We start from the raw sequence: 14,394 nt of genomic DNA, 5'->3' as shown, positions 1-14,394 counted from the left end.
GACGACCTTGCCCTCGCGTCATATCAAGCCCGAACCAAATTTGGGCGATGATTCAGAGGCTTAGCCTGGGTGATTGTCCCTTTTGGGGGATTGCGCCGGGCGACGTCACCCCCTAGGTTGCAAACAGGTCCGAGCTGTTGGGGCCTCCCACACAATACAAGGAGGTGACAATGAGGAGTTTGATGCTGGCGTTGCTTTGGGCGCCATTGGCCATGGCCGACCCCGGCCTGGTGTTTATTCACGGAACCGGAAAACAGACCAATGCACTGGATGATTACTGGACCCGGGAGTTCGTCGACTCAGTCCGCCAGGGGCTGCCCGATCCGAGCCGTTACCTGGTGGTCAACTGCGACTTTGATCAGTACATGTGGGATGACCAGGCAGCGGGTTGCCTGGCCAGCCAGTTGACCGGTTTTATCAATCAGGGCAATGATTCGCTGATACTGGTGACCCACTCCAACGGCGGCAACGTGGTGCGTTGGATCCTCTCCAACCCGACCTGGGACGGACGCTATCCGTCCATCATCAATGCCACCCACCAGGTGATCGCCCTGGCCCCCTCCAGTGGCGGCACTCCGCTGGCAGATGCGGTCCACAACGGCACCGTATTTGAATCGACACTGGGCTGGATCCTCGGCTACGACAGCGATGCGGTCAAGATGCAACAAGTGAGCTGGATGAGCCATTACAACCAGAACTGGCTTTATGGCACATCAGGCAGGCCCACCCTGCCCACGGCCTTTCACCCGGTCATCGGCTCCGATGTGGACTCCGCCGTCTGGGACAGTGACAGCTATTGCGGCGGCTATCAGTATCAGGTTGCCCTTGAGGTCACTCAGAACTGGCTGGACGATTGCTCCGATGGCTTTCTCGAGTGCCGCTCGCAATCGGCGGCCGGCACCCCCTGGTTCACCGACACCGACAAGACCCGAGGCAGTGAACCCTTGAGTCACCATCAAAGTCGCAGAGCCTGCTTCAATCTGGACACCCTGTTGCGCAACCGAGTGGAGGAGCTGCTATGAAGCACTGGATACTGGTCCCCGTCATTGCCTTAGTCGTCAGCGGCTGTGGCTCTGAGGACAACTCTAGCACCACGGCGACTCTGCAGCTGCCGGAACAAAGCCTCAGCGACAGCGCCGCCGAGCCACTGCCGGTGAGCCGGGACGCCGTCAGCTATGCACAATTGTGGGATGGCATCAGCCCTGTCACACAAACTGTGCAACAACAGGTCTCAGATGAGTATTGGACAGAGGTCAGCGGCGCCGAGCTCAATCGCGGCGTTGCCCTGCCTTTGAGCCAGGGCGGCAGCCTGATACGGGTTGCGCCTCGCTGGAACCTGGACACAGGCACTCCGATTAAAGGGGAAAGCGTCGTTCCCTCCTCCATTGAACTGCGCCCTGTTGGCGACAAGCAGGCGCAACCCAACCTGGTCGAGTCCATGGCCGATGCCGACGCCCTGGCCACCGCGGGAATTGATGATGGCTCCAGTGCCCTGGTGCTGTCCGCGTCCCTTAAACCCGGCGCCTATCGTCTCAAGGTCAACCAGTCCCTGATGGCAGATGCCAAGTACCTGGTGCACGTCAAGGAGAAGCACTCCCCCTGGACACTGAGCCTGGCAAGCCCGGCTCGTGTCGCGGCTGAGCAGACCAGTCTTCCCGTCGAACTGACGCTGTCCGGCAGCGACGACGCGGAGATCGTTGAGCGCACCGCCAGCCTCAGATTAAGCACAGGAGAGAACATCGAGCTCGCCTTTTCCGGCTCTGAGGGTCAACCCACCCTGGCCGTGTCCGGACAGACGCTGCCCCTGCCGGGAGTGGCGCCGGATGAGCTGGTGGTCACCTCCCTGCGAAGGGTGGACGGGCAGGAGGTCAAGCGTACGGTCAAAACCGCCGTCAAACGGGTCAGCCGAACCCTCAGTTTGGCTCCCCAGATCACCTCCCACTGGGGGAGGCACACACTGGAGTCACTCGAGCTGAAGGTACAGGCATCGGCCCAGGGCCGTTATCAGATCACTTTGTGGCTGGAAGGCACCGACAGCTCAGGCAACTGGGCGCCGGCGTATCAGCTTCAGGCTGCGCGGTGGCTGGAGCCGGGGCAGCACGCCTGGCAGCTGCCCCTGGTCCCGGATTTGCTGGCCAAACAAGGGCTGACGCCCCCTTACAGGCTGGCCACCCTTACCCTGACGGACCAGAGCAGGATGGCCCCTTTGCTTGAAGTCTCGCCCCAACTGGTGCTCTGACAAACAAAACGCTCCCGAGGGAGCGTTTTTTATAAGGAGGTCAATGTGCTCCAGAGGATGCCGCCGCCCACCAGCACAAACACCGCACCGCAGATGCCATCCAGGGTCAGCGCCGCCCGTTGCAATCTGGCCTGCAGTGCCTTGGAGGTGAGCAACTGCGCCAGCAGGGCAAACCAGAACAGGGAGAGGGACCAGAGTATCGCCAGCGCACTCAACTTGCCTTCAAGAGAAAGATCCGCCGGCACCAGGGTGGAGAACAGCGACACAAAGAACACCAGCGCCTTGGGGTTCAGCAGATTGGTCATAAAACCACGGGTAAACGCCTTAACAGGCGCATCCAGCCCCCGCTCGACCTCGACCTTGGCCAGGCTACGCCCCTCTCCCCTGTGCCTGAGTACATACCCCAGGGCGCCCGTGCCCAGCCACAGCAGGTAGCTGCCTCCGGCAAGCTTGATGATCACAAACCACAACGGGTGCTGCTGAATCAGCAGGCTGACCCCGGTAAGGCTGAAGATGGAGTGAAGCAGGATCCCCATGGACAATCCCAGGGCAATCAGAAATCCGGTGCGTCGTCCGTAGCGGGTGGCACTTTGCACCACCAGAGCCACATCCGGGCCCGGACTGGCCAGGGCGATGGCGTGCACCGTTGCCAGGGTGAGCAGCAAACTGGACTCGGATGCGATCATGGCTCGCCTCCCCAGCCTCGTACCTGACCAGGGGTCAGGCCATATTGTTGCTTGAACACCTTGGAAAAATGGGCCTGGTCATAGAAGCCTACAGCTTGAGCTACTGCGGTGACACTGCGTCCCCCTTTAAGCCAGGCCATCGCCTTTTCCAGGCGGAAGCGCGACAGCCAGGCGTAAGGAGGCAAGCCGGTAGTCGACTTGAAGGCCCGTGTCAGTCCCGCTTCGGTCAGGCCGCACAGCTTGGCCAGGTCCGCCAGCCGAATGGGCTGATCCAGGTTGTCCATCATATAATCACGTATCTCGTCCAGATCCCGGCTGCCCAACTTAGGTGTTCGGCGCAGCCTCATTGAGCCATGGCGGCTCAGCAATTGTTCCAGCATCTCCAGAGGCAGGCAGTCTCGCGCCAGACTGGGGTTTTGATTGTCACCCAGCACCCGGTGCGCCATCACCAGTCCCCGATACAGCGCAGGGTCATCCACCTGATGCTCAGAGAACGCCAGTTCCCTCTCACCGGTCATCTCCCCCAGGGAGCGCGACAGCCAGGACGTGCCCAGGGTAAAGACCCGGGTACGATAGCCCCCCTCATCCTGAGCCTGACCATCATGAAGCTGGTCCGGTGGCATCATCACCAACTGGCCCGGCGCCGCTCGATGGCTGGCGCCTCGGCAATGGTAGCGCTGAGCCCCGCCGACGATAAGGCCGATGTGGAACTCCAGATGATAATGGCGACGAAAGGCAAAATTGCCATAGCTGGCATCGATGAGGCCGACCCCTTCGATACTGCTCTGACTGATACAAACCCGATTCACTTTGTCCCCTTGCTCGTCATTGGTCGGCCCATTTCAGCACGACCGTCCCCGCCGGGCTTGTACATTTCCTATTTTCTTACCAATGATTTTGCCGGGTTGCCGCCGACACGATCGCCTGGGGCCACGTCCCGGGTCACCACGGCACCGGCGGCCACTATGGCCTCCTCCCCAATGGTGACACCGGGCAGGATGATCACGCCGCCGCCGATCCAGGCGCGATCGCCGATCACCACAGGTTGGGCCCGCTCTTCACCTGCGGCACGGGCGGCGGCATCCAGGGCGTGGTTTACTGTGTAGATCTGAACCTTGGGGCCAATGAGCACCTGATCACCTATGGTGACACCGCCGTGGTCCAGGATCACCGCATCCCAATTGATGAAGCTGTTGGCCCCCAGTGTGATGTGGCAGCCATAACAGGTGGTGAAGGGCTGCTGGATATGAGCACTGGGGTGCATCTTAATGCCCAGCTCCTCGAGATGACGGCGGCGGGTTTGCCGGTCCGGCTCATGATTGAACTGGAAGATAAGGCGTTCGGCCTTGGCCCTGAGCAGGTCCAGTTCGTCATCAAACATAGAATACACCTCTCCCGCGCGCATCTTCTCCAACTCAGTCATGCTCACCTAGTCACCTCAGTACCTCTGGAAAAGCGACATCATACCCCACCGGCAGGCTACCGCGAACAACCACGGTTTAACTCACTGATTTAATATTATTTATGACAACCGTCACCTGACTGAGAACGCCTCTCACTCAAGCACAATCCGTCCCATCTCCTGGGAAAAACTTCAGATACTCCTATTGAGGTAGTTCACGCTTCTGAACATTGTCCGGCCCGGAAAAAACAGCCACGGCGTCAAAACTTTGGCTTAACTCACACTATCCCGGCATCTGTTCATATCTTTTCACATTCCGTTCTTCATTTTTCATATCCCTGCCCAACTTATTCACACCGCCTCCCTATTCTGGAGCCATCAAAAACCGATGGGTGGCACCCAGGTGACCACCCGCAACCCCAAGCAGACAAGAGAGTGATACTGATGAAACGTCCTCTGCTAGTCGCACTGTTGGTCTCCGCCGCTTTCGGTACCAGCGCCGCTCCCTGGAGCGACCAGGGCCAGGATGCGGTGATGGAGACACTGATTGATAAGTTCAATCAGGGCAACTACTCCACCAAGGGTGCAGACAGTTGCCTCATGTGCCACAAGAAAAACGACAAGGTGATGGCCCTGTTCGATGGTGTCCATGGCGCCATGTCAGGGAACAGCCCCATGGCCGGGCTCCAGTGTGAGGCCTGCCACGGCCCCCAGGGCAAGCACAACCGTGGGGGCAAGGAACCGATGATCGATTTCGGCTCCGATGCCATGGCCACCGCCGAGGCTCAGAACAGCGTCTGTCTCAGCTGTCATGAAGACGCCGAGCGCCAAAGCTGGCATGGCTCCACCCACAACCTGGAAGAGGTGGCCTGCGCCAGCTGTCACCAGGTGCACGTGGCCGCCGACCCGATCCTGGAGCAGACCGCTCAGAACGGCGTGTGTACCCAGTGCCACACCGAACAGAAGATGCAGATGCATCAGCGCTCCAGTCACCCCATGAAGTGGGATGAGATGCAGTGCAGCGACTGTCACAACCCTCATGGCAGCCAGACCGATGCCGACCTCAATCGCATCAGCCTCAATGACACCTGCTACAGCTGTCACGCCGAAAAGCGGGGCCCCAAGCTGTGGGAACACGAGCCGGTCATCGATGACTGCAGCAACTGTCATACCCCTCACGGCAGCATGAACGACAGCCTGCTCAAGACCCGTGCCCCTCTTCTGTGTCAGCAGTGCCACAGCGGCAATGTTCACGCCAGCCGTCCCTATGGCGCCGAAGGCGACTCTGCCTTTACCGCCGGCGGCAGTTGCCTGAACTGCCACACCCAGGTGCACGGCTCCAACCATCCACAAGGCAAAGCGCTTCAGCGCTAAGGGGAGAGACTCATGAAACTCAATCTCATCACCCTGGCGATACTGACCGCCGCCACGCCGGCACTGGCCGCCGACTTTAGCCTGTCCAAGGTCAACACCGACAAGATCAGCGCCGAAAAGTGGCAGTGCAAGCGCTGCGTCGCACCACCCAGCGTCAGTGGCACCATCGCCATCGGTGCGGGCTACACCGAACTGGATGATGTCCACGCCGGTAACGCCCTGGGCCAGGAAGAGGATGGTGCCTTCGGCGCCCTCAATGGCCGGGTTAGCGCTAACAGCGACAATGGCTGGCGCACCACCGCCACCGCCCATAACCTGGGTATGGACAACGGTGATGCCGGGCTCTCCACGGGCAACGGCAGCGTCAAGCTGTACGCCGACTACCGCCAGCTCAACAAGCTGGGCAGTGATAAGGCGTCCACCCCCTACTATTTCAGCGGCGATCAGCTGGTCAGCGGCCAGCCCTACTCGCCGGTACTGGGCACCGAGCGTAACCGCGTCTCAATGGGCATCAGTGCCACCACCCAACTGGCCGGCTTCGACGTCGATGGCGACCTGGGTTACCGCACCGAGGAGAAGCAGGGGCACAAGGTGGTCTCCGTGGCCACCCCCAGCCCGGTGACTCTGGCCAAGCCGGTGGACAGCCGCACCGACGAGCTGACCGCCACCACCAGTGTGGCCGGCGATAACTGGCTGGCCGCCCTCTCCTACCTGGGCAGCACCTACGACAACGACACCCAGGAGGTGTATCACAACACCTACGGCAGCCTGTTGGCGCCTGAGCCTGATAACGAAGCCCATCAGGTCACCCTGTCCGGCAACCTTCGGGGACAGGGCGGCGTGTTTGATGGTCGCGTGTCCCTGGGCCGGATGATTCAGGACAGCGCCCTGGTCAATGCCCAGACCAGCCCGATTCAAAGCTGGGATGGTCAGGTGGACACCCTGGACATGGACGCCCGCTATACCCTGATGGCCAGCTCCCGTCTGCGGGTTCAACTGGCCGGACGCTACAGCGAGCGGGATAACCAAAGCTCCAGCTTCGAGTTTCCCCAGTACGACTTCAATGCCACCACCGGCCTGGTGTCAGAGAACGTGCTCTTGGATCGCGAGGACACCCGGGGCAGCGCCAAGGTTCAGTACCGCCTGGCCAAGGGCTACCGCCTGGATGCCGGCTATCAGTTCGACCGCAAAGAGCGCAGCCACAGTGCCCGAGAAACCACCGACGAGCACCAGCTGTGGGCCGGAATGAAGTTGACCGACCTGGCTCTGTGGAAAGTGGAACTCAAAGGCGGCATCAGCCAACGCGACGGCAGTCGCTACCAGGCCAACGACCTCAGCTCCAGCGAAGAGAACCCCTTGCTGCGCAAGTACCACCTGGCGGATCGCGATCGCGTCGAAGCCGAGGTGAAGCTGCGCCATCAGCCCATGGCATCGCTGTCCGTGGACCTGAACCTGCAGTTTGCCGATGACGATTACACCGACACCGAGCTGGGCCTGACCGGTGCCACCGACTACGGCTACCAGCTGGCCATCAGCTACCTGGTCAATAAGCAGCTGTCCCTGTACGGCTTTGCCGGCCAGCAGTGGATCGATGCGGATCAGAACGGCGACGGCTGGAGCGCAGAGATCAACGACGAGTTTGTCTCCCTGGGCGGCGGCTTCGAATATGCCGGCCTGCTTCAGGACAAGCTGACCGTCGGCGGCGATTACCTGTTTGCCAATAGCGACAGCAGCTCCAGCAACAGTGGCGCAGCCAACAGCCAGTTCGACGACTACTACCAGTACAGCCACTCTGTAGGGCTGTTTGCCAAGTACCGCCTGAGCGAGCGCAGCCACCTGCGCCTGGACTACCGCTACGAGCGTTATTACGACACAGATTACGCCAGCGTTGCCGTGGACGCGGTAGATGGCCTGGTCACCCTGGGTGACCTGGACCACAACTACAACGCCCATCAGCTGATGCTGAGCTACTCCATCTCCTTGTGAACGAACCGGAGGGAGGGGAGACCGCTCCCCTCCCCCAGATAAAGAAAAGAGGTAACTTATGGAACGCCGCAATTTTCTAAAAATGAGCGCCGCAATGAGTGCCGCAGCCGCCGTTACCGGCTGTAGCTCCGAGTCCGCCAAAACCACACCACCGCCAGTACTGCCCGTTGAAGAGAAGCTCAACTGGAGCGCCTGCCTGGTGAACTGTGGCTCCAACTGTCCGGTGAAGGTATACAGCCGCGACGGCATCATCACCCGCATCGAGTCTGAGTTCACCACCACAGACGAGTACGGTAACCACGACGTCCGTGCCTGCCTGCGTGGCCGTTCCCTGCGTAAACGGGTTTATGCTCCGGATCGTCTCAAGTACCCCATGAAGCGTGTCGGCCCCCGTGGCAGCGGTCAGTTCGAACGCATCAGCTGGGATGAAGCCCTGGATCTGGTCGCGGAAAAACTGCAGGCCACCATCGACAACTATGGCAACGAGTCCATCCACTTCACCTACAACTCCGGTGCCCGTTATCACTTCTCAGGTAAGCAATGCCTGTACCGCCTGATGAACCTCAAAGGCGGTTACCTGAATGCCTATGGCGATTACAGCTGGTCTCAGATTTATGAAGCCGCGGGCCAGACATACGGCTCCGCCGGTCCTGGCTGGCAAGGCAGCAGCGTCTCTGAGATGCAGAACTCCGATCTGGTGCTGATGGTGGGCTACAACCCCTCCGAGATCCGCATGAGCGGCTCCGGTGAGGCCTACGACTTCCTGATGCAGAAGCGTCAGAAGCAGTTCAAGACCATCATCATCGACCCGCGCTACACCGATTCCGCCGTGGGTAAAGAAGATCAGTGGATCGCCATCCGTCCTGGTACTGATGCTGCCCTGTTTGAGGCCCTGGCCTTCGAGTGGATCACCAACAACCGCGTAGACCAGGCGTTCCTGGACAAGTACTGTGTCGGCTATGATGAGAAAACCATGCCCACAGGCGTAGGCTATGAAGAGAGCTACAAAGCCTACATCCTGGACAACACCACCATTGGTGACCTGACTCCGGGTGCCAATGCCAAGACCCCAGCCTGGGCCTCTGCCATCACCGGCATCGAAGAGCACATCATCGTGGAACTGGCCCGTGAACTGGCCGACGCCAAAGCGCCCTTCATCCAGATTGCTGCCTCTCTGAACCGTCAGGCGGCCGGTGAAAACAACACCCGTGCCGGCTACATGCTGCCCATCCTGTTGGGTCAACTGGGTCTGCCAGGCACCAACTGTGGTGGTCTGTGTAAGGGTTCCTACCTGACCGCGCCCTTCATGCCCACCGGCTCCAACCCTGTGAAGAAGGCGATCTCCTTCTTCACCTTCACCCAGGCCATCGAAGACGGTGAGAACATGACCGTACTGGCCGACGGTGTTCAAGGTGTGGATCTGGACGAGAACGGCGATGGCAAGCTGGGCAACAGCATCAAGGCGATCATCAACTACGGCGGTAACGCCCTGATCAACCAGCACTCCGACGTCAACAAGACCACCAAGATCATCGCCGATGAGAGCAAGTGCGAATTCATCCTGGTGGTAGACAACTGGATGACCCCGAGCGCCAAGTTCGCCGACATCCTGCTGCCCGACGTTTCCTGGCTGGAGTCCGAAGACCTGATCTACCAGAGCTACTCCGCCGGCGACACCGCTACCCTGGTACAGATGAGCTCCAGTGTTGGCCCCATGTTCGAAGCCCGCCCCATCTATGAAGTCTGTGTTGATCTGGCCAAGCGCATGGGCGTAGAAGCGGAATTCACCGAAGGCAAATCACGGGAAGACTGGCTGAACCAGTTCTATGCCGAAGCCAAGGCCGCCACTCCGGACCTGCCTGAGAAAGAGGTGATGCTGACACAGGGCATCCACCGTAAGTACCTGCCCAACGGCAGTTACATTGTCCTGGAAGATTTCCGTAAGGATCCCGATGCCAACCCTCTGGGCACCCCGTCCGGCAAGATTGAGATCTACTCCTCTCGTCTGGCCGAAAAAGCCAAGACCTGGCAGCTCAAAGAGGGAGACGTTATCTCCGCCCTGCCCAAGTATGTCCCTACCTGGGAAGGCTATGAGGATAGCGAAACCAAGAAGACCTACCCGCTGCAGTTGTTCGGTTACCACACCAAGGGCCGAGCGCACTCCAGCTATCACAACGTACCCTGGCTGCGCGAAGCGGTACAGGACGCCGTATGGATGAACCCCATTGACGCTAATAAGCGGGGGCTGCAAACCGGCGATAAGGTTCACGTATTCAACGACCGCGGCACCATCGAGGTAGAGGTGAAGGTGACCCCCCGCATCATGGTCGGCGTGGCAGCTGTGGGCCAGGGTGCCTGGTTCCAGGGCGGAAACGTGGATAAAGGCGGCTGTGTCAACGTACTGACCACCCACCGTACTACCGCAATTACCAAGGGTAACCCCCAGCACACCAACCTGGTTGAAATCCGTAAGGCTTGATAGGAGTTTACAATGAGTACTAATGTTCAATACGGCTTTCACGTCGACACCAGCAAGTGCACCGGTTGCAAAACCTGTCAAATCGCCTGTAAAGACCGTTCTGACCTGCCGGTAGGCGTGAACTGGCGCCGGGTATATGAATATGGCGGTGGTACCTGGAGTGAGTCCGCTGACGGTACCGTCAGCCAGAATGTGTTCGCCTACTACACCTCTCTGGGCTGTAACCACTGCTCCGAGCCGGTGTGTACTAAAGCCTGCCCAACCGGTGCCATGCATAAGCGCCGTGAAGATGGTCTGGTGATGGTGGACGCCACCGTCTGCATCGGTTGTGAAAGCTGTGCCCGCGCATGCCCTTACGACGCCCCGCAGATGGACAGCGCCAAGGGCGTAATGACCAAGTGCGATGGCTGTGCCGACCGCATCAAGGCCGGAAAACAGCCCAGCTGTGTGGAGTCCTGCCCCATGCGTGCCCTGGACTTCGGCCCAATGGACGAGCTCAAAGCCAAGTACCCTGGGGCACTGGCTCCGAACTTTGCGCCCATGCCGTCCGCCGACGTTACTGCACCCAACCTACTGATCACGCCTAACCGTCTCACCCGCCCCAGTGGCAGCAGTGAGGGTGAGGTACTAAATTCAGCGGAAGTGTAAGACGTTACACCCCAAGGAGGGGGAGCTCAGGCTCCCCCTTTTTTCCTTACAAACAAAGTGAGATAAGGCGATGCTGAATCAGGAACAACTGAGCTGCTATCAGGCACAGGCCAACGTCCTCTACCACGCGCTCTATTTTGAACCCAGCGAGTTCCTTTTGGGACAGTTCAGAGAGAATGATGTTGCGAAGAGCTGGCCGGAAACCGGAGAGCATTCCTGTCGAAGCCGGGGGTTGGCGTTGTTGGAGCAGGCACTGACAGAGTCTGACGACGTCCTGCTGCCAAAGCTTAAAATAGACTATACGCAGCTTTTTCTGGGCCCGGGTGAACTGAGCGCCATTCCCTGGGGCTCTCCCTACCTCCATGAAAAACGATTGCTGTGCGGCCCCTCTACTGAAGCATTTGCGGCATTTTGCCAACACCATGGCATTGAGGTCTCGACCCAAAGCAAAGAGCCCATCGACCATATTGGTTTGATGCTCTCCGTCCTGGGCAGTCTGTTGGCTGAGGAGATCAAACAGGAGAATGGCGTACCGGTAAAGGTCGCCGAAGACCTGCTGCGCGAACACCTGTTGCCCTGGAGCGGCCGATTCTGTGAATTGATGGTTGACGGTGCGCAAACCCCTTATTACCAGGGTATTGCCCTGCTGGTCTCTAGCCTGCTTGATGGTTTGAAGCAGGAGCTGGATGTCTCCCCCCTTTCCCTGCAGCTCTTCCAATAGAGTGCGTCGTTGCTGACCGGGTCGTGCGTTTCCCGGTCAGCCTTTTTGCTTCAGCCATAGATCGAATGCCACAACACTGGCTTCACTCAGCAAAGTCAGTTTCTCCCGAGCCGTTTCCCCCCAGTTACCGGATAGCTCCAGCTCGGCGCAAGCCTGGGCCAGAGCACTCATGCCCACGGCTCCTGCTCCGCCCTTAAGGCGGTGTATCGCCCCTTTCCACTGCTCATCTTCACAGGCGAGCAACTGCTCAGCGTCCGCTTGAAAACGGTGACACATGGTTGCCAGAGTCTCGGCTCCGAGCACAGACAGATCCTGTTCCAGCTGTTGCCGGTTCAGCAACTCATGATTACCCCGATCCTCCCTGGCCAGGCTGACTTTGGATTGACCACAGAGTACCAGGGCCAGCTCCTCCAGCTTCAGGGGTTTGGCGATAAAGCCATCGAACCCACTGGCGATAAATGCCTCGACCTGCTCGGTGAAGGCATGGGCGGTCATCGCCAGACACGGCAGGGGCCGCTCAAACTCGAGGCGGTGATTTTCCACCAACTGGGGCCGAAGCAGTTCACCGCTGATATCGGGCAGGTTGATGTCCACCAGGGCCAGATCGAAAGGCCCCTGCTCCAGAGCATCCAGGGCCTCTCTGCCGTCAGACGCCAACAGATAGCGCTGCCCCAACTTCTCCAGGAATCCCGCTATCACCAGCTGGTTGGTGGGGTTGTCTTCCACCACCAGCAAGTAGCCTGGCGGCGGCATCTCTATCTGATTCACCCCCACCTCCGGAGCATCACAAGGCGGCACATCCACCATCAGGGTAAAGGTGGCCCCCTGCCCCGGCTGACTATCAACGGACAGTGTGCCCCCCATGGCCTCAGCCAGTCTGCGACTGATAGAGAGCCCCAGGCCGGTCCCCCCCGGGGTATGGTGTGCATCGGCCTGGCGGAAAGGTTCAAAAATCGCATCCTGGCGGTCGGACTCAATACCTGGCCCGGTATCCGAGACACTAAAGCACAGCTGATTGCCCCTCACGCCCAGGGCCAGATCGACCCGCCCATGGGAGGTAAACTTCACTCCATTAGACGCCAGGTTCATCATGATCTGGCGGACCTTGGCGCGATCGCACAGATAAGCGGCAGCCACTCCCTTCTCGATGCTCAGCTCAAGCGTCAGGCCCTTACCTGAAGCTACGGAGCCCAGAGTATCCACCACCTCCCTGGCCAAACCGGCCAGATCGCAGGGTGCGGCGACCAACTCCAGTTCTCCGGCTTCAATCTTGGAGTAATCCAGCACATCGTTGATCACCTCCAGCAGAGATTCACCGGAGCGCTGAATCACCGCCAACTGCCCCTTCTGCTTCGAGGTCAGATTATCCGACTCCATCAACTGGGCCATGCCGAGGATGCCGTTCATCGGGGTGCGAATCTCATGGCTGATGGTGGCCAGGAAGCTGCTCTTGGCCCGGCTGGCGTCCTCGGCTTCCTCAGTGGCCTTGGCTGAGACTTTAAGTTGCTCCGCCAGCTTGCGGTTTACCAGAGACAACTCAACGGTTCGCTCGGAGACTGTCTGCTCAAGCACCTTATGCTGGTGCCTGAGTTCGGCTTCCGCCTTGCGCCTGGCGATGACGTTTTCCTTGAAGGTGCGAATTGCGCCAGCCAGGCGACTCAATTCATCTTCTCCCTTGGGGGTCACCTCAACATTCACCTCGCCCTCGGACAGGGAGAGCAACGCACTGGTGTAGTAGTTGATTCGGACCACCACGTCCTTGAGCACCACCTGCCAGACCAGCAGTAAGCCGATGCCCAGAGCCAGAAGACCGAGAACCACCAGGGTGATTTGAGACCAGCGAAACGCTTCATCAGCCTGCTTGCCCGCATCGCTGATGGCGTTATTGGCCCGAAGCAACAAGTCATCCATACGGCTGTTCAACCGGGCAAACTCCTGCTCCACCTGGCTGCTCAACGACACCAGCCTGGGCGCAAAGGTCAGTTGCTGGCTTCTGAGTTGATAAAGCTCTCTCCCTTCAGCCAACCGGGTCATCATCGACTCCATGGCCTTTCGGCGCTCAGGGTCCCTCACCTCCTGAATCATCAGAGGCAGGTAACCACTCAGGCTCTCAAACTTCTGGCCCAGGGCGTTTACTGACTGCTGTTCCATAGCCTGAGGCAGCAACACCAACTGCTGACGAAGACGCACCAGGTTGTATTTGAGTTCACTCATGCGCCTGAGTTGAAGCAAATCCACCTCAATGAGATCGTCAGCATGACGCTCCCTCTCCTCCCCGGTGTCATACAGGCCGATACTGCGGGCCACAATGGCGGTCTCGGCGTTGGCCAATTGAGAGTCGACCAGGTTGGCCATATCCAGGGCAACCTGATTGATGCGATCTAACCCCTGGTTAAAATTGTGCTCCTGAGCCAGCCTTTCACCCACAAGTTGTACCTGCTCCGAGAGCAGAGCCTCGACCCGCTCGCTGGTGGCCAGCAGCGGCGCACTCACCTGGCTGTTTGGGCCAATCTGGCCAAACTCAGCCATGTGGCGATTCAGGGCAGCCATATCACTTTTCAGGCGCTGCTCGGTTCGAATCAGTTCGGCGGGATCGTCCACCTGGGTCAGGAACTGGCCGGTAAGCACAATCCGTCCCCCCAGTTCCGCCAGGGTCCGGCTCTGGTTAAACAGAGGAACCGCACGCTGGGCCAGGGCATCATGACCGGTTTTCAGCTCCGACAGGGAAAGCCAGCCTACGAGGGAGGAGAGCACGGACAAAGAAGCCAGCGCCAGAAAGGCCAGCAACAACTTGGCAGTGAGTGAGCGACTAGGCAAAAATCGATTGAGTTTCAAGGTGACAGCAGCATCTCTGATACA

Annotated in this window: 11 protein-coding genes; 7 read left to right on the top strand and 4 right to left on the bottom strand. The window is 59.4% G+C overall.

Features of this window, described 5'->3' with window-relative positions; genetic code table 11:
• Positions 1-170: 170 nt before the first annotated feature.
• Both QUE41_RS10360 and QUE41_RS10355 read left to right on the top strand, forming a co-directional pair.
• Complete coding sequence (locus QUE41_RS10360) at positions 171-1,022, top strand: lipase family protein (RefSeq protein ID WP_286342800.1); 852 nt, start codon at positions 171-173, stop codon at positions 1,020-1,022.
• Positions 1,019-2,239, top strand: coding sequence for a DUF4785 domain-containing protein (locus tag QUE41_RS10355; protein WP_286342799.1), 1,221 nt, complete (start codon positions 1,019-1,021; stop codon positions 2,237-2,239). The genes QUE41_RS10360 and QUE41_RS10355 overlap by 4 nt, the downstream gene beginning before the upstream one ends.
• Positions 2,240-2,268: 29 nt before the next feature.
• Here the strand turns inward: QUE41_RS10355 and QUE41_RS10350 are convergent, their stop codons facing one another.
• From QUE41_RS10350 to QUE41_RS10340, 3 genes are all read right to left on the bottom strand, one after another.
• On the bottom strand, positions 2,269-2,925 hold the full coding sequence (locus QUE41_RS10350; RefSeq protein ID WP_286342798.1) for a LysE family translocator: 657 nt from the start codon (positions 2,923-2,925) through the stop codon (positions 2,269-2,271).
• Positions 2,922-3,734, bottom strand: a complete 813-nt coding sequence (locus QUE41_RS10345; RefSeq protein ID WP_286342797.1) for a helix-turn-helix domain-containing protein — start codon at positions 3,732-3,734, stop codon at positions 2,922-2,924. Before QUE41_RS10345 ends, QUE41_RS10350 begins: the two co-directional genes overlap by 4 nt.
• A gap of 68 nt (positions 3,735-3,802) precedes the next feature.
• Positions 3,803-4,330, bottom strand: a complete 528-nt coding sequence (locus QUE41_RS10340) for a sugar O-acetyltransferase (protein ID WP_286342934.1) — start codon at positions 4,328-4,330, stop codon at positions 3,803-3,805.
• Positions 4,331-4,771: 441 nt separating this feature from the next.
• Between QUE41_RS10340 and QUE41_RS10335 the strand changes: the two genes are divergently transcribed.
• The 5 genes from QUE41_RS10335 to QUE41_RS10315 all read left to right on the top strand — a co-directional run bounded on the left by QUE41_RS10335 (position 4,772) and on the right by QUE41_RS10315 (position 11,535).
• Positions 4,772-5,701: a DmsE family decaheme c-type cytochrome gene (locus QUE41_RS10335; protein ID WP_286342796.1), complete on the top strand. Its 930-nt coding sequence runs from the start codon at positions 4,772-4,774 to the stop codon at positions 5,699-5,701.
• Positions 5,702-5,713: 12 nt separating this feature from the next.
• Positions 5,714-7,687, top strand: coding sequence for an MtrB/PioB family decaheme-associated outer membrane protein (locus tag QUE41_RS10330; protein ID WP_286342795.1), 1,974 nt, complete (start codon positions 5,714-5,716; stop codon positions 7,685-7,687).
• Positions 7,688-7,745: 58 nt separating this feature from the next.
• Positions 7,746-10,166: a DMSO/selenate family reductase complex A subunit gene (locus tag QUE41_RS10325; protein WP_286342794.1), complete on the top strand. Its 2,421-nt coding sequence runs from the start codon at positions 7,746-7,748 to the stop codon at positions 10,164-10,166.
• A gap of 12 nt (positions 10,167-10,178) precedes the next feature.
• Complete coding sequence (locus tag QUE41_RS10320; RefSeq protein WP_286342793.1) at positions 10,179-10,814, top strand: DMSO/selenate family reductase complex B subunit; 636 nt, start codon at positions 10,179-10,181, stop codon at positions 10,812-10,814.
• Positions 10,815-10,884: 70 nt separating this feature from the next.
• Entirely contained in the window at positions 10,885-11,535 is a 651-nt protein-coding gene (locus tag QUE41_RS10315; protein WP_286342792.1) for a TorD/DmsD family molecular chaperone, read from the top strand.
• Positions 11,536-11,571: 36 nt separating this feature from the next.
• Here the strand turns inward: QUE41_RS10315 and torS are convergent, their stop codons facing one another.
• On the bottom strand, positions 11,572-14,352 hold the full coding sequence (gene torS, locus QUE41_RS10310; RefSeq protein WP_286342791.1) for a TMAO reductase system sensor histidine kinase/response regulator TorS: 2,781 nt from the start codon (positions 14,350-14,352) through the stop codon (positions 11,572-11,574).
• Between the last annotated feature and the right edge of the window lie 42 nt (positions 14,353-14,394).

The sequence above is a fragment of the Ferrimonas sp. YFM genome (assembly GCF_030296015.1).
In the GTDB taxonomy this organism is placed as follows: Bacteria; Pseudomonadota; Gammaproteobacteria; order Enterobacterales; family Shewanellaceae; genus Ferrimonas.
The sequence above is the reverse complement of the archived record's forward strand: the minus strand, read 5'-3'. Positions and strand labels throughout refer to the sequence as shown.